At 39.2% G+C, this 16979-nt stretch carries 12 protein-coding genes; all 12 read right to left on the bottom strand.

Features of this window, described 5'->3' with window-relative positions; all coding sequences use genetic code 11:
• Positions 1-513 precede the first annotated feature (513 nt).
• Entirely contained in the window at positions 514-804 is a 291-nt protein-coding gene (locus tag BHU72_RS03370) for a hypothetical protein (protein WP_069701226.1), read from the bottom strand.
• Positions 805-815: 11 nt separating this feature from the next.
• Positions 816-4457, bottom strand: coding sequence for an RHS repeat-associated core domain-containing protein (locus BHU72_RS03365; protein WP_495657301.1), 3642 nt, complete (start codon positions 4455-4457; stop codon positions 816-818).
• Between the two features lie 47 nt (positions 4458-4504).
• Positions 4505-7525 carry a GLUG motif-containing protein gene (locus BHU72_RS03360; protein ID WP_069701224.1) on the bottom strand — a complete coding sequence of 1007 codons (3021 nt, stop codon included), beginning with the start codon at positions 7523-7525 and terminating at the stop codon, positions 4505-4507.
• Between the two features lie 490 nt (positions 7526-8015).
• Positions 8016-9410, bottom strand: a complete 1395-nt coding sequence (locus tag BHU72_RS03355; protein ID WP_069701223.1) for a sensor histidine kinase — start codon at positions 9408-9410, stop codon at positions 8016-8018.
• On the bottom strand, positions 9407-10084 hold the full coding sequence (locus tag BHU72_RS03350; RefSeq protein ID WP_069701222.1) for a response regulator transcription factor: 678 nt from the start codon (positions 10082-10084) through the stop codon (positions 9407-9409). Before BHU72_RS03350 ends, BHU72_RS03355 begins: the two co-directional genes overlap by 4 nt.
• Before the next feature lie 113 nt (positions 10085-10197).
• A complete protein-coding gene (locus BHU72_RS03345) occupies positions 10198-10815 on the bottom strand; it encodes a hypothetical protein (protein ID WP_069701221.1) in 618 nt (205 codons plus the stop codon).
• A gap of 104 nt (positions 10816-10919) precedes the next feature.
• Complete coding sequence (locus tag BHU72_RS03340; RefSeq protein ID WP_069701220.1) at positions 10920-11423, bottom strand: BsuPI-related putative proteinase inhibitor; 504 nt, start codon at positions 11421-11423, stop codon at positions 10920-10922.
• 69 nt (positions 11424-11492) lie between these two features.
• Positions 11493-12311: an ABC transporter permease gene (locus BHU72_RS03335; protein ID WP_069701219.1), complete on the bottom strand. Its 819-nt coding sequence runs from the start codon at positions 12309-12311 to the stop codon at positions 11493-11495.
• A gap of 41 nt (positions 12312-12352) precedes the next feature.
• Positions 12353-13330: an ATP-binding cassette domain-containing protein gene (locus tag BHU72_RS03330; RefSeq protein ID WP_069701218.1), complete on the bottom strand. Its 978-nt coding sequence runs from the start codon at positions 13328-13330 to the stop codon at positions 12353-12355.
• A 51-nt stretch (positions 13331-13381) separates the two neighbouring features.
• A complete protein-coding gene (locus tag BHU72_RS03325) occupies positions 13382-15142 on the bottom strand; it encodes a sensor domain-containing diguanylate cyclase/phosphohydrolase (RefSeq protein WP_069701217.1) in 1761 nt (586 codons plus the stop codon).
• Between the two features lie 130 nt (positions 15143-15272).
• A complete protein-coding gene (thiT, locus tag BHU72_RS03320) occupies positions 15273-15824 on the bottom strand; it encodes an energy-coupled thiamine transporter ThiT (protein ID WP_069701216.1) in 552 nt (183 codons plus the stop codon).
• Between the two features lie 269 nt (positions 15825-16093).
• Positions 16094-16945, bottom strand: a complete 852-nt coding sequence (locus BHU72_RS03315) for a Gmad2 immunoglobulin-like domain-containing protein (RefSeq protein WP_069701215.1) — start codon at positions 16943-16945, stop codon at positions 16094-16096.
• Between the last annotated feature and the right edge of the window lie 34 nt (positions 16946-16979).

Raw genomic sequence — 16979 nt, 5'->3', positions numbered from 1 at the left:
GTAAAGTCAATGACAATGCGGCCAATGGATACAGTGACCCCTTTCATGTGCCGCCCCCTCCCCAATTTACGAATTTCGGGCTTAATTAGAGGGCAGGTGGCTAGCCTTTAACACATGACCTTCCCGTTGTGAAATGTTCATTTCAGTCCTGACAATATAGTTGTCGGACTATCCTGCGAATTGGTTGCGATGCTCTCGACACTATATCCATCGGGGTATCTATTCGCAAAGTTGCGTATAATTTGAAAAAACCGCAAGAAAACGAAGATAACAAAAAACAGGTCATCATGGAGGTATCTGACCATAATCGACCTGCTAGGTGTATCGAAATAGCGTTATTTAGGGTATAAAATTCAATCTTCGTTGTGCGTACAACGGAAATGATGAAATCTTTATACGGGTATTACATGTGTTATATGTGTTATTGGTTGAATGATGGGGTCATTCGGCACTGGGTAGCCCCCACCAAAAAGAAAACCTTGAAAGGCACGAAGCCAATCAAGGCTTGCTCTTTCAATTCGCTTCTTCTCTCTTCCAAGGGCTAGTAATATCTTCTCGCCATGCGACCCACCCTAAAGGTAAATCGGCAATAGCAGTAATTGCAGGGTCAAAATCAATTATTTCTTCAAGCGCAACCATCATAGCATCTTCCATATCCACGTCAGTACCACAATGAAACTGCCACATTCCGTCGTCAGCATCGTGTGACACAAATAAGATTCCTCTCTTATTCGCAATAACTTCTTTTGTTGTTAATACCATCGTATTTGGTAAATCTTCAAAAACCTTTTTCTTACCGAACATGGTATCCCACCTCACTTATTCGATTTCTTCCTATTTTCCTCTCTAGAGAGGACTTGTGCATTTGAATTGCTGTTACTGCCACCTTTACTTTTTGGGCTAATGTGGTCAATTTGCACTTCATTTGGTGATGGCTTAACACCCTTCTGACTTTTTTGTGCAGGTACTAATTCTTTACCTGACATGTCTGATTTAATTGTACCACCATTTTTCTTCATGTTTTCCTCAATAATTTTTTGTTTTTGTGCTTGTGTAAAATTCTTCCCTGATCCTACACTTTTTGAATCAGGTACATGGGAGTATGGAGCATTACCCGTCCCCTTAGCTAACCCAGCCAAATCACCAAGCTTGTCTATATGCTTGAGTTGTTTTGCTCCGCCGCCAAGGAAGATTCCTGCCCCTGCTAACAGTCTTTCCCAGCCTGCCAGTTCTTCTCCTGTGATGTAGTCTTTACCTGATAGTGCTTCTACTCCTGCTTTTACATTCCCTATCACTGGAAAGAAGTCCATCCCCATACTAGTCGCTTGTGCTCCTGAGCAGATTTTCAAATGTCCTGATGGGTCTATATACAATACTGGGTTGTTGCCTACATAGGCGTACAGGTTCTGGGTTAATGGGTCTTCCAGGCTTCCTAGGTAGGTGTCTTTGCTGAGAAATCTTCCGACTGTTGGGTCGTAGTATCTGGCTCGCAGGAAGAGTAATCCGTTTGCATCATAGAATTCTCCTGTGAACATGACTGGATTGTATACGCTTTCAGTGACGGTTCTTGTGCTTCCAAAGGCGTCATATTCGTATTGGTTTAACGGTTGGCTTGTTTCGTCTGTAATCAGTACGATGCTTCCTAGTCCGTCTTGATGGTAATAAATCTGTCCTTCTGGTCCGTAACGACTGAGTACGCGTCCTGCATAGGTGTAGTTGTTATGGCTTCCAGTATTATCTGTTTCTACAAGCAGGGATGGGTTTCCTTTTGTGATATCGTATATGTATGTATATTCTTTGGTGTATATGGCATCGGTTACGGTTTGTTTGGTTCGGTTGCCGTCTCCATCATAGCTGTACTGGGTAGTGCTGTTTGTGTCGGTATAGGTTACGAGACGATTTTCATAGTCATACTGATAGTAGACGGATTCTCCGATGGATATTAGGTTTCCGTTTGCATCATTCTGATATGTGATTTCATCCACTTGGATTAGACGATTTGCTTGATTATACTGGTATGTTGTATTGTTTTTGTGGGTTCTGTTGCCGACTGGGTCGTAGGTGTATTCTTCTATTTGCCCATCTGGATATTCTACCTTGATTAATTGATATAGTTCATCATAGGTGTAATTGGTTGTATCTACATTCTGATCGGTTACTGTAAGACGATTTCCTATGTTATCAAGGGTGTATATGCTTCCTGCTATGGTTTCGTTATTATATATGTGCTCAACGGCTGTAAGTCGTCCACCTAGATCATAGCTGTAGGTTATGTTAGTTCCGTTTGGTAGGATTTCACTGATTCGATTGCCTGTCTGATCATAGGTGATTTGGGTAGTGTCCATGTTTTCTGTAACGGTTATTGGTTGGTTTAATCCGTTGTAGGTATAACTTACTTCGGTGCCGTCAGGATAGATGATCTTTTGGATGTTACTGTTCAAGTCGTATTCGTAGGCTATGGTGTCTGTATTGGTCGCGGATAACAGATGGTTTAATCCATCATAGGTGTAGCTTGTGGTGCCATTAGCATCTACCATTGATGTCCGATTCCCTACTTTGTCATAGGTGTATGTTGTTTGATTGTTATCTGGGTATGCTATTGAAGCTAATCGATTGTTCTGATCGTAGTTATAATTTATTATTGTTCCATCTGGTTTGATTACTTTCTTTTGATTGCCCATATGGTCATATTCTCTTACAATCATATGTCCAAGGGGATCGGTTTCGCTGATCAATCTGTTTAACGCATCATAGCTGTATATTGTGCTATTGCCATTGGCATCTGTGGTTGCCGTTAAATTGCTATTTTCATCATAGGTATAGTTGGTGATATGCCCTAGTGCATTGGTTACGGAAATTATTTGGTTGAGAGCATTATATTCATAGAGAGTACTCACACCGTTACCATCAATTCGATTGACTGTATTGCCTACACTGTCATATTCAATGGCGCTGATACTTCCTAAAGGATCTATAATTGTAATCGGCTGATTGACATCATCATAGTCGTAGGTAATAATCGCTCCCATGGCATTTGTTGTAGTGAGCAGATTCCCAGCAAGATCATAGCTATAGGCTGTTGTATTGCCAAGTGGATCAGTAACGCTGGTAATTTGTGATGCCTGATTATACGTATAGTTCGTGATGTTACCCTTAGTATCTGTTTCACTGATTTTGTTGCCAAGTGGATCATATATAAATGCTGTGCTTCCTTCGTTGGCGTCAATAATTTGCACTATGCGGTTCAAAGCATCAAATTGAAAATTGGTTACATTCCCGTTCCGATCAGTACGTGCGATTATGTTTCCGTTCCCATCTAGGGTATATATTTCTGACTCGCCCATAGGGTCAGTGTTTGTAACCAGTCGATTTAGGTTGTCGTACTCAAATGTCGATGTATGTCCGTTAGCGTTTGTCACGGAATCTCGATTCCCTGCAGCATCATAGGTATAACTTGTTGTATTGTTGAGGGAATCAGTTACCGATATACGATTGTTATTTTCATCATAGGTATAGATTGTGGTATTTCCTCTGGCATCGATTGTACTAATCAGATTGTTATTCAAATCATATGTGTTGCTTATGACATTACCAATGGGATCAGTAACTGTTAATACGTTACCAACGGAATCATAGGTATAAGACCATGTGTATGCTGCTGGGTCAGCATCAGGCACGTTACCACGCGAATCGGTTTCCGTCAATTTTCTACCCACTGTATCGTAGGTACTGGTATTTATATATCCTAATGAATTGGTAACTGAACTCAGATATCCATACTGATCATAGTTAAAGTATGTTGTCTTGCTGTTTGGATCAGTGGTTTCTACAACTTGTCCGAACTGATTATAGACAAAGGCCATATTAGCTGTGCCAGAACCAATTTGTCTGGACATGCTGAGCATGTTCCCATTTTGATCATATGCGTATGTTGTAGGGTTCCCTGCCTGATCAGTGACATGCACAGGATTGTTTAACACATTATAAACAACTGTTGTTGTATATCCAAGTGGACCAGGGTCTGTCTTGGTAAGCATATTCCCCATGCTGTCATAGGTATAATAGGTTGTGTTTTTATTCTTGTCCGTTTGGCTAATGACATTATGATTAAGGTCGTATGCTGTATAGCTATGATAGTAATTCGGATAGTCAGTTCTAGTGATACGGTAATACTCATCATAAAAGAATCTTACTTGATTGCCGCGCTCATCTGTAACAACTGTTTGCCTGCTTTCCGGATAATAGGAGTACAACGTTTTATTTCCCCGTGCGTCTAATTGCTCAATAACACGGGCTTCTGTGTCGTAGAAATTTTCGATAACTAGGTTTCCTTCGGGATTGACAACAGATGTTAACCCATGAATGTCATAGGTATATGTCGTGATTCCACCATTAACTCCTGTAGCTGTTATCAGATTCCCATTTTGATCATATGTGAAGCCGATGGTTCTCCCTATAGGATCAGTTATTTCAATCAGACGGTTGTTATTATCATATGAAAACTCTAGCGATCGCCCGGCAGGGTCGGATAATTTGCTAACAATGAGCCGTTATATGACAAAGCATTTACATTATTATTCTTATCGGCAATTTGCGATAGCCTTCCTGTGGCATCGAAACGATATTTCGACTGATCTTTAAATGTAAGGGTGAACGTATTATCTGGATTTCTTTGTAGTGTCTCAAAAACTCCTGTCGGACGTATATAACTACCATTAGCATACTCATACAAGGCGATTCTACCATCAGGGTATCGTAATGATACTGAATTGTCTTGATTGATTGTCAAGTCGGCCTCGTAATTATGCTGCCACCCTTTACCAATGAAACCCGTATAATCATCTCGGGAGTTATAGGAGCGCTTAAACTCCAACGGAATTCCTCTGGTTGGAATAACAATGTCGCTTACATTATCAATGAAGTTACCTGTGGATATGTTAACTGGATCGCCGAAAAAAGTGCATTGAATTGCTTGACCTAAAGTTGATAGAAATTTGTGGACATATTCTGTCTCTGTTTCTACTCGGACTGTCCATATACTACTTGTGTCATCTTCTGCAGTGATAGTGTATACTAACGGTTGGGTATAGTCATTGGGTGTTATTCCGCTTTCCTGTATAACTCCAGCTACGGTTGCTATGGCATTATCAGATAGCGTGAAATTCGCAATCAGATTGGTAATATCCGTTCCTGCTTCAACCGGAACATAAATTGTTTTATCTATGAAATCCAGCCAAGCAGGTACTAGCTGTTCATTAAAAGAAAAGCTGAGGAACATTTTATTATACTCTTCTATATCAATATCTGCCCCGTCTTTCCCATACAAGTCAGGACCCGGAACATAATCTCCGTCTTGTGTGCTTAAGGACATTTGCGAATTTGCGTAGTTGGTTGTCAATATTCCATAATTAATACCGGCAATTCGTCCGATTGTCTCAAAGGAGCCATCATTGATAATGATTTGCTCAGTGAAAGCGTATGATAAACTAATAGCTCCGAAATTATAGCCAACTAAACCACTAATAGCAAAGGACTCTTCATCTACACCTTCTATTTTCGTTGCATTTGCAAAAGAATTCCCGATAGTTCCCATGTTATATCCGGTTAGACCACCTATAAGGTAATTCCCTTTGATAATCTCAGACTCTACTGTGCAATCATTTATTTCCCCATCGTTAGCGCCAACTAAACCACCTATCAAATATGATGATTCACCAATACCCTCTATTTGTAATACCTTAGCATGGGAATTATTTATCTCTTTATTGCCTTGAGAGCCAACTAAACCACCTATAAGGTAATTCCCTTTGATAATATCAGCCTCTACTGTGCAATCATTTATTTCCCCAACGTTAGCGCCAACTAAACCACCTATCAAATATGATGATTCATCTATCCCTTCAACTAGCATCATATAAGCGTGGGAATTCGTAATTGTTCCATTATAACTTCGCCCAACTAATCCTCCAACAAGATAGTTTCCTTTTACTGTTCCTGAAGCTGTAGATTCGTTGATAGTTCCAAAATCATTACCCCCTATTAGACCTCCTACGTTAAATGAATTGTCAAAAACATTTTTATCAACATCAATTCCTACTACTTCTACTGATAAAGCATGGGAATTACTTATAGTCCCATAATTATTTTCTCCAACTAACCCACCCACAAGATAATATCCTTTTATTAAACCTGATGCTGTCGATTCATTAATAACTCCCCTTATATTTCTACCAACTAATCCACCTACATGTGACGGTGCTCTATCTAATCCATCTATATTTACAGATATAGCATGGGAATTCCTAATAATTCCATCACTGCTTTCTCCTATTAACCCACCTACAGCATAATCCCCAAGAAGAACTGCCGATACACTTGAATCTATTATTTCACCATTATTATTAACACCAACTAATCCACCTACATGTGACGGTGCTCTATCTAATCCTTCTATTTTTACAGATATAGCATGGGAATTTCTAATAATTCCATTAATGCTTTCTCCTATTAACCCACCTACAGCATAATCCCCAAGAAGAACTGCCGATACACTTGAATCTATTATTTCACCATTTATATTAACACCAACTAACCCTGCAACAAAAACCTTTCCTTTTATCAAACCTGAAGCTGAGCAATTAACAACAGACCCTTCGTTCCACCCTGCTATTGAACCGCTAAATGTATCACCTTCTATCTGTACATCATCTAAATGAACATTCTTTATCGTAGCCTCCGGACCGATTGAACCAAAAAGACCTATAAACACACCATTCTCTGGTCGATTAATTTTCAAATTAGTTATAGTAAATCCATTTCCATCCAAACTCCCGGTAAACGAATCATATCCATCAAAATCTCCAGTAATCGGATCGGTAAAATTCCCAACAGGAATCCAACCTTCCCCGCTACTATATGCTGATAGATCAATATCATTCATTAGTTTATAATGTTTGGTTAGATCCCAGTCAGGATACCCTTCAATCCCCCCGCGTATAGCATTAAATTCCTCTGGAGTAGTTATGAGATAAGGGTCTTCTGCAGTACCTGTCCCACTAAAAGACGCGATAAATAAATTTTCACCCATCGTCATAAAACTTTCCAATTGACGCTTATGTCGAGTCTTTCGTGATTCATTCAAGAGTTCCATTTTATCCAATAAGGCATATGTTTCTTCAAGATATTTATCTGCTTTTTTTCGATCTTGTTTAAGAACTTCTTGTCTAGTCTTTTCCGCATCTTCACGGGATTTTGTTATCTCTTTTATTCGACTTTCATTTTCTTGTAAGACCCTCTCTGCCATTTCCAAGCGGTTGATAGCTGATTCCGGTAATATATTGACATATCGCTCGGATATTGTCATTTCTTGTTCTTTTGCTATAATTTCTGTCTCTTCATTTATGTCATTGCTGTTTAGTGTATCAAGTTGTTTTAATGGAGTAGCTTCAACTACTGGCAGGAAAGTTCCCACTAGCATTGTCAAAATTAATAAAGATACTAGTAATTTTTTCACCCTTTTATTCATTTTTTGAAAGCCTCCTTAAATGATGTGTAATTATTTCTATAATATTTTAATGATTCTAATAAAAAAATACCTGTTTAATAATGGATAATGTTTAACAACGTAGTTTGCCTTTTTCGGATTTTGTTGGGTTATTACCCATTTATTGGTTTTAATTATAATTCGACACCTAAGTACAAATTCCTGCAATTTTCAAAATATTTATTCCACAATTTTCCGATAAATTTCTACAAATTATGACATTATGAAGTCTTGATGAAGCAATATATGCAATATAGCATCCCCCGCAACATAAAGAAAACTTGGCATTCGCCAAGCCTTTTGGCGAGAGAATGCCTTAGTTGCACTTATACTATCAACATTAAATTTATAAATTCTGATAGTATAAAGAAAACTTGGCATATACCAAGTCCTTAAATACGCAGGTATGTGCCAAGTTGCCGTTACTTATAATCAGAATATTTATAAATTCTGGTGATGAAAAATAGGACCCTTATTGAGCCCTAGTAATCGAAATATAAAACGCTACGCCATCTTTCTCATTCTCTGCATGTATCGAAGCGTTGTGTAAGTTGATAATCCTTTGTGTAATGGCAAGACCTAACCCGAATTCGCCTTTATAGCCTTTGCTAAACTGATGAAATAACCTTTTCATCACTGCATCTTCGATAGGCAATCCATCGTTCCAAATCCGCACATCAACACATCGTTCGTTTGCTGATTTATTTAATGTAACCTTGATTTGCTTTTCCGCATAACGCGCCTGATTGTCCAGTAGGTTCTCAATGGCAACGCGCCATTGCTCTAAGTCCCCTACAATATGTGCATCATCCAATGTAAGTTCCCACTCTACCTCCGTTCTCTGCCAACGCAGACGGTCTGCGACCTCTTGTATTAATTCTTTAAGATTAAAGCTCTTATAGTCGGTCTCCCTTGTGGCTAAGTAGTCAAGTTTCGTAATATACAGTAAATCGCGGATTTGTTTTTCCAATCGTTCTGCCTCTTCTTCAATCACTTGCACTGTACTGGACAGGTTCCCCTTTGGATATATTCCATCTTGTATGGATTGGGCGTAGCTACGAATTACCATCACTGGTGTCTTTAGCTCGTGGGAAGCGTGCTGCAGGAGCGTTTGTTGCGCATCATCCTGCTTGATAATTTGATTGCGTAATTGTTCAATGGATTCCCCTAAGTTCCCGAATTCATCTTTTCGATCTAATTGAATCGGCGTATGCCACTCTCGATTCGCTAGCCTCGTTACATGGTTGCCAAGTGTTGTGAGCGGTTTTGACAAATATCTAGCTAGTAAAAAAGCCGGAATCCAGCTTAACAAAAAAACGACCGCCATAATCAGCAATAAACGATTGAACAATGTCGCTACTAAATCATCTCGGTACGTATCCCACAGAAAAGAAACAATCGTTATAGGATGCTCTAAAACTTGAGCTTTCTGGATGACGTAAAACACCTTTTTCTCCTCTACAAAGGCAGAATATCTCTGGCTATCTTGTTGCTGTGCCGTTGCTTGTTCGCGTAATGTATTGACGAAGTCCCTCGGTAATCTACTTGGCCCAATAAACCTTTCTTGATCAAACAAAATGACATGATTTACTGTTCGCATATTTTGCATTTGCATACCCCGGTCGGATGGAGGATGTAGTTGCCTGCGGTCGCCAAAGTTATTCTCATCAAATTCTCTTGGTTGGTTGTTATTTAGCAGCCCCTGTTGTGCACTTTCAATTGTCGCATATATTTCTTTTGTAAAGAAATCTCTTAGCGTCCACGGAAAAAGCACAGCCAGTAACACAGTAATTCCTAAGGTAATCGCGGCAAATACAAGCCATATTTGCATAAAAAGTGGGAGGTTTTTAAGTGATCTTTTACTCATAGATTCACCATACGATACCCGTATCCATATAAGGTCTCAACCTTTAGTTCCGGCATTTTCTTTCGTAGTCTTCTTACAAGATCATCAACAACTCGATCAGTACCGAAATAATCCTCTCCCCACACATGGAAAATTACTTGATTACGGGATAGGGCTAGCCCTTGATTTTTCATTAGGTATAACAGTAGATTAAACTCCTTTGAGGTTAAATCAATGACCACATTTCCCAATGTGACCATTCTTCGATTCTCATCTATAACATATTCTCCCAATATTAATGTTGTATTCTTAACACCGTCTTCAGTGACAGCATAAATCCTCTCTAAAAGCTTTCTGCTGCGAATTACTAACTCACGGGGCAAAAAGGGCTTTGCCAAATAATCATCACTGCCAAGCTCTAAGCCAATGACGCGATCAATATCGGCGTCTCTAGCAGAAATGAATATAACTGGAACTTTTGGCGAATTGGCTTTAATCTCTCGAATCAACTGGTAACCATCTATGTCCGGGAGCATAATGTCTAGAATCCACAAATGGGGTTGGCTCCCAATTGCTTTACGAGCAGTTTCCCCGTTATAGAACGAAGTGACGTCCCATCCCTCTTTTTGTAGATAGGTGGTTAACACTTGATTCAAGTTATGTTCATCTTCTACCAAATATAATCTATAGCTCATATGCTCACCTCTACTCCAATATTCTCTAAAATCCTAACCAAATCCTCGTAATAGAAAAGGACGGGCAGCCACCACGTCCTAATCTATCATCTATATTATACCAATTTATAAGCTTACATTGTATCTGCAACAGAGGTTTGAACTGCCTCTGTGCTTGATTCTGTCGTGTTTCTCTTAGGTGCAAATTGATCACGATATGGACCTTTTCCACCTTTGCCTTTACCCATTGGCAAATCCTTAGGGTCAAGCTCTCCGCTCGCAATCTTCGCTTCAATTTCTGCACGCTTCGCTTCCATGTTTGCTCTTCTTTCTTCCATCTTTACTTTCATCTCAGCCTTTTGTTCTTCTGTTAGCTGGCTTGCGTCAAACGGGACTTTTCCGAAACCTCTTCCCTTCATTTCACCTGGTACGATTTCTCCACTTGCAATCTTCGCTTCAATTTCAGCACGCTTTGCTTCCATATCTGCTCTTCTTTCTTCCATCTTTGCTTTCATCTCAGCTTTTTGTTCTTCCGTAAGCTGGCTTGCGTCAAACGGGACTTTTCCGAAACCTCTTCCCTTCATTTCACCTGGCACGATTTCTCCACTTGCAATCTTCGCTACCGCTCCAATACGATTCTTTCCAAATTCCTTTAGTTTCTCATGAATGCTAGCAGGCTCTGCAGCAAATGCTGCTACTGGTAACGCAAGTGATAATGCTAGTGTAGCTGTAAGTATCTTCTTTTTGTTCATTTACAAGCTCCTTTCATATTCTTACTATGTGTGTGATTGGTACACATATAGAATATCCAGGAATTCTCGTGCAATTGTCTTAGAAATATGTGAAATTGTAAAAGCTATTCAATCGTAAATTCTTTTACAATTTCAGCAGGAGTATCTGCAACATTTAAAAACAGTTTAATTGTATATTTTCCTTTACCTAGACCCTCAATCTCAAAAGTATAAACTAAATCTTCCCCTTGCTTTAAGATCATTGTTTCAATGGCCATGGTAAACATCTTATCTTCCGAGAATTGCTTTACTTGTTTCCCAGTTTCATCATATACTATGTAATCTGCTTTTAATCCACTTGGAAACACAAGCTCCATTTCTTGTTCCGTCTGATTTTTCAATGCATACACAACGCGAACAATTCCATCTTGTCCTATAGAAATCGTCGCATCACTTTCTAATTCCCCTGCAACGATCCCGACCACTGGCTTTTGGTGTTCTTGATTAGTTTCACTACCTGGGGTTGTTACCACAATTGCTTTATCCGGCTCGACTTCACACCCAAATAACATACTAGACACTAATGCTGTCCCTATTAATAGCTTCCCAATTTTATTCTTCACCCTCATACTTTCCACTCCTTATGTTCTTTTTTGTTTCTATCTATTATATTAGGACGAACATATACGGAAAAGGTTTCATGTGTTACGAACGAAATTTCTAGTCGCTAGTGAAATAAACACAATACCAACAATCACAATCATCGCAATCTCCTGCCAAATCGATACGGTATATCCGAATACCTGTAGCTCGAGTCCCATTGCTTCCACTAGTTCCCGAGGCATTTGATCCAGCTGCAGTATAATCTTCTTGAACACATCGACCGCATAAGTCAAAGGGTTAAAAATAACTGCTAGTTCTAGCCATCTAGGCAATCCAGTTAATGGAAAGAAGGCCCCTGACATAAATAACATTGGGAAAATCAATAGTTGAACTATAACCTGAAATCCTGTTGAAGATTGAATCGTACTTGCTAGAAATAATCCTACACCTGATAAAGTAAGCGCTAACAAAAACATGACAGGTATGATTTGTAGTACCATCAACAGTGTAACCTTTAATCCGATTAAGGGAGCAAAGATAAACATCACTAGACTTTGCATTACAGCAACTGTTGTTCCCCCCAGCCCCTTGCCAAGCACTATAAATACCCTCGGAATCGGCGATACCAGGATTTCTTTAAAATACCCATACTCTTTATCTTGTACAACTGATAGGGCTGAGAATATTGATGTGTTTAATATTGTTACTGCCAGAATCCCAGGGAACATATATTGTGCATAGTCAAAGGTTACAGTGGACCCACCAACGGCCATCATCGAGCGCATCGCCCCACCTAGTCCAGAACCGAATACGATTAAAAATAAAAATGACATTGCTAAAGCCCCGAACAAGCGTGGTTTGTCTCTTAAAAACTTAATTACATCACGATACCATATGCCATAGATTGCTTCCAATGAGATTTCCTCCATAAATTATTCAAGTTGATCTAAAATAATTAATGCCTTCCTCTACGCATCCGTTCTCGCATGATATCTTTCTCGGTCAATTCTTCCTCACGAATTTGTCTTCCTGTTAACTTCAAGAAAACATCGTTCAATGTAGGTCGGCGTAAATTCAGTGTAACAATTGGCGTCTCCAACTCTTTAATTAGTGAACTAATTTGTTGTGTGCCTTGATCAATCTGGAATGATACAAGCCCATCCTTGTCTACTGCCTGAATTGAATATTTTTGTTTAAGTTCGATTATCGCATGCTGGTTATTCTCTGTCCCTAGTTCCACCACATCTCCACCAACAGATTGCTTAAGATTTGCTGGTGTATCAATTGCTATGACTTCGCCATGATCAATGATTGCAATTCGACTACATACTTCTGCCTCATCCATATAATGGGTTGTTAGAAAGATTGTTGTTCCGTGCTCTTCCTTTAACATTTTAATATATTCCCAGATTCGTGCTCTAGTCTGTGGGTCTAGTCCTACCATTGGTTCATCAAGGAATAATACCTTCGGATAATGGAGTAACCCGCGTGCAATTTCTAACCGCCTTTTCATCCCACCGGAAAAGAATTCTACCATTTTATCTTTGCGGTCATTTAATTCCACTATTTTCAACAACAGGTCAATCCGATGCTCTCGTTCCTTTTTGGGAACAGCATAAAGACGGCAATGGAGCATGAGGTTCTCTTTTGCCGTCATTTTAATATCTAAGCTATTTTCTTGAAAAATGATTCCTATGCTTTCGCGGACCTTCGATTGATCCTTAACAATATCATATCCATTCACAAGGGCAGTACCATCACTAGGTTTAACAGTTGTACATAGCATGTTAATAGTCGTACTTTTCCCTGCTCCATTAGGGCCAAGAAATCCAAAAATCTCGCCCCGCTCCACTTCGAAGCTAATCCCCTTTACGGCCGCAAAATCATCATAGCTTTTCACCAGTTGCTTAACTTCAATAATGTTCTGACTCATTATCCCAACTCCATATCAGTTACCAAGTCAATCCTTATGAATCTCCTTATTTTAGAGTTTAATATTCTCTACTACCTTAATAAATTTTTTTACGATGTGTGGATCAAATTGTGTTCCCGAGCAGTCGATTATTTCTTTCATCGCTTGTTCATGGGTCATAGCCTCTTGATAAGGTCTACCCGCAACCATGACTTCATACGCTTCCACCAATGAAAGGATTCTAGCTCCTAAAGGAATCTCCTCACCCTTGAGCTGTCTAGGGTAACCAGTTCCATCCCAACGTTCATGGTGTGCCAATATTTCATCAGCAACCTGGGCATATTCCGGATATGTGGATATGATGCGGTATCCAATCTCACTATGTTTTCTCACAATGTCCCATTCGTCTTCAGAAAGTCCCTCATTCTTTTGTAGGATTTCATTCGGTACGGCAACTTTGCCAATATCATGGATTCTAGCTAATAGCGTTAATTCTTCGATCTTCCCTAGATCGAGTTCTAATGCATTTCCTAATTCCGTCGTTAACTGTTCCACGCGCTGTATATGCGCTTGTGTCTCATAGGCAGATTTTGTATTATCATCTAAAATCGATAGGATAATTTTTCTCCTATTATTCCTTCCCTCTTTAAGCTTATTCACATACATCGTATTTTCCGCTTGTTTAATTAGTTCGATATTTTCTTGCTTTGCATCTATCTTCGTTGCACTTCCAAGGGCAACACTAATAACGATGGGGTCTGGTGTAGTTTTTGCGCAGATGCTTTTTACTCGGTTACAGACTGATGTAACCCCAGCTTCATCTGTATTCGGTAATATAATGGCAAATTCATCTCCACCCCAACGTGCCACAACATCTTGAGTACGGGTCGATTGCGACAACGCCCGTGCAACATTTTTAATTAATTTGTCTCCTGCCATATGACCAAAGGCATCATTGACAAGCTTTAACCCATTTACGTCGGCCATAATAATACTCAAGGGAAGGAATTGCTCCTCATCCAACCTCTTTAGTTCTTCTTCGAAAAACGCCCGATTAAATAGTCCTGTTAATTTATCATTAAAGCTTAGGTATCGGATTATTTCTTCTGTTTGTTTCCGTTCGGAAATGTCGCGGACTGTCGCTAGAATTACTTCTTGATGATGTAATTGGATTTTCCTCAGGGAGACTTCTACATCAAACATTACATCGTCATGGGGTCTTCTCGCTTTCCATTCGAAAAATTGGCTCTCACCATTTAATACAGATAGCCAAATAGACGGAAGCTTATTTATATCATTTTCCGGACTGGAAAGTTCTTCCACAGAAGCATGGATTGCCTCATATCTCTCTAATTTATACATTTCTAACATTCTATCATTCACATCAATGATTTTCCCTTGTAAATCGTGAATAATAATCCCATCATATACACTATTGAAAACCATCCGGAGATTCTGCTCCGATACGACAAGTAATTCGTTTGCCATGCTACATGCGCTTACAATGCGAAAGATAGTCATTTGGAGAGTGTTCTCTTTATCTTCGTTTGCTGCTATTATTGAAATGCTAGAATTAAACATTTCTACATAAACTTCGTCACCAGACTTCGTCATTAAAGCCGTACAACCTTCCGTTAAGTGTACAGGAAATATCGTTGCAAGTGCTTTACCCTTTGCTTCTAACAATGTCCAACCAGTGATTAATTGGGCGACTTCATTCATCATTAAAATTTGACCGAAACGATCTGTGATGATGACACCATCCTGGAATGCCGATAGTAGCTGTTCTACGTTCGGTATTTTCCTCATCACATCATTCCTTTGGTTAAACATGCTAATCCTCCTCAATAACTAATTTGATATATAAAAATCGCCAACCTTAGTCGTAAGATATTCCCTCACAATATGCTGGCGATTTTCTATGGTGATACACTCATTTTGCTGATTTATATGCTGTTTAAACTTACTTTCTTACTTGAAAGAATCTAGGGTAATATCTCGCGACTAGAACTACAACTACCATAGTAATCAGAACCTCTGGTAATAGATAGGAGATATTATATAGAAACGAATATAATGCTACCGGCATTCCCTCGGGAGCATATTCCCCGAACCAGATTATTCCTGATATAAAATGGCTGATAAAGCGGAGAGTTGCGGCGAGTAATATTCCTGCAATCATCCAAAAAGGGGAAACGCCTGCTTTATCTGCTTTTTGCAATGAAAATGCACTTGCAAATCCAAGTACAGTATATGCAAATGGATAATCTAAGACTAATTGTACGGGATGCACAACCGTAGCACCAGTGATTAGGTGTAAAACCCCTACTAAAAAACCTGTCATAATCCCAGCTTTCCAGCCCCTACGATATGCGATAACGAAAATTGGTACCATCACAAGTGAAATTGAACCACCAAACGCCCATAATGCCCCGAATTTCAGATATCCTAGAATAACCGAGATCCCGGCCAGGATTGCAATCTCCATCATTGTTATCAGTCTTTCACGTCCCATTTATGCAACTCCATTTCTAATAATCTACATAATTCCTATATAAATAATATATATCCTTAACAACTTGAACAGATTGCTTAATTTCTTCCATTTTCATTAGCAGCATAAAGGACTTGGTCTATAGCCTCATTGCTATTTGGCAATAATACAATAAACATAATTATATCTTTTGAAAAATTGTAATTCAATACAATCTGGTTATAGTCGCACAAAAAAAAATTCCCTAGACTAAGCTAGGAAATTTTCTTATCGTCTTCCCTTATCATAAGTTATTTATTTATCGGTACCTCAATTACTTGATCCTTTGCTCCATCTTTTGGACTGATAGTAAACACTTCTAATTGCAAAGGTTTTCCAATATGCTCTTGAGGAATCTCGATAGTTTCTTGAAAATGCATCCAATCTCCCATGGCAGCAGTCGTAAAACCCTCTAAAATTGCATTTCCATTCCCATCTAACAATTCATAATTCACAGTACCCTCATATACATTCGCAAGACCCGATAAATTAATACTACCTTCAACCTTTTGATTAGGTTCTGGCGTATATATTTTTACCCAATAAGAAAATGCCACAATTTCTTGATTGATAATACCGTAATTACCTTGAGAATCCATTACTCTCATGAAGTATTGATTCGGATTGTCTACACTCACATACTCAAGCGGCAATGTTGTGTTCTCTACTATTACAAGATCATAGGGATGCGTGATTGCCTCCGTTACCATTTGACCTTCCTTTGGCTCTATTGTCTTAATCCTCACCTCAAGATTTTCGCCCTGAACAATTGCCTCCTGTACTTCCACAGAAAATCCACCCGTTGGGCGCATCCCATCTGTTATGAGTACGTATCGATTCCCTTCAAAGACTCGTTCCTGAACAGCTTGCACTTCACGGGATATGCTAATCCATTTCTTAATTTCTTCTGGTAATTGATTATCCTCCGGTCGGAAAATCCCTCGCTCAAATACAATCTCCATATCAGTTCCACCTGGTTCCGGCTGATTCGGTATCGCTGGCGCCTTTGCTGTTCCGCACCCGGCAATGATTCCTAGCATAATAAGAGTAATCAGCATAAGCATTACATTGATTTTTACCTTTTTTCTTAGACAACTTTCCATGTGTTATACCCCCTTAGCTACTAGTATGCCTCTT

Origin of the sequence: Desulfuribacillus stibiiarsenatis, from assembly GCF_001742305.1 — a bacterium.
Taxonomy (GTDB): domain Bacteria; phylum Bacillota; class Bacilli; order Desulfuribacillales; family Desulfuribacillaceae; genus Desulfuribacillus_A; species Desulfuribacillus_A stibiiarsenatis.
Note: the sequence above shows the minus strand (reverse complement) of the source record. Positions and strands in the feature narration are given on the sequence as shown.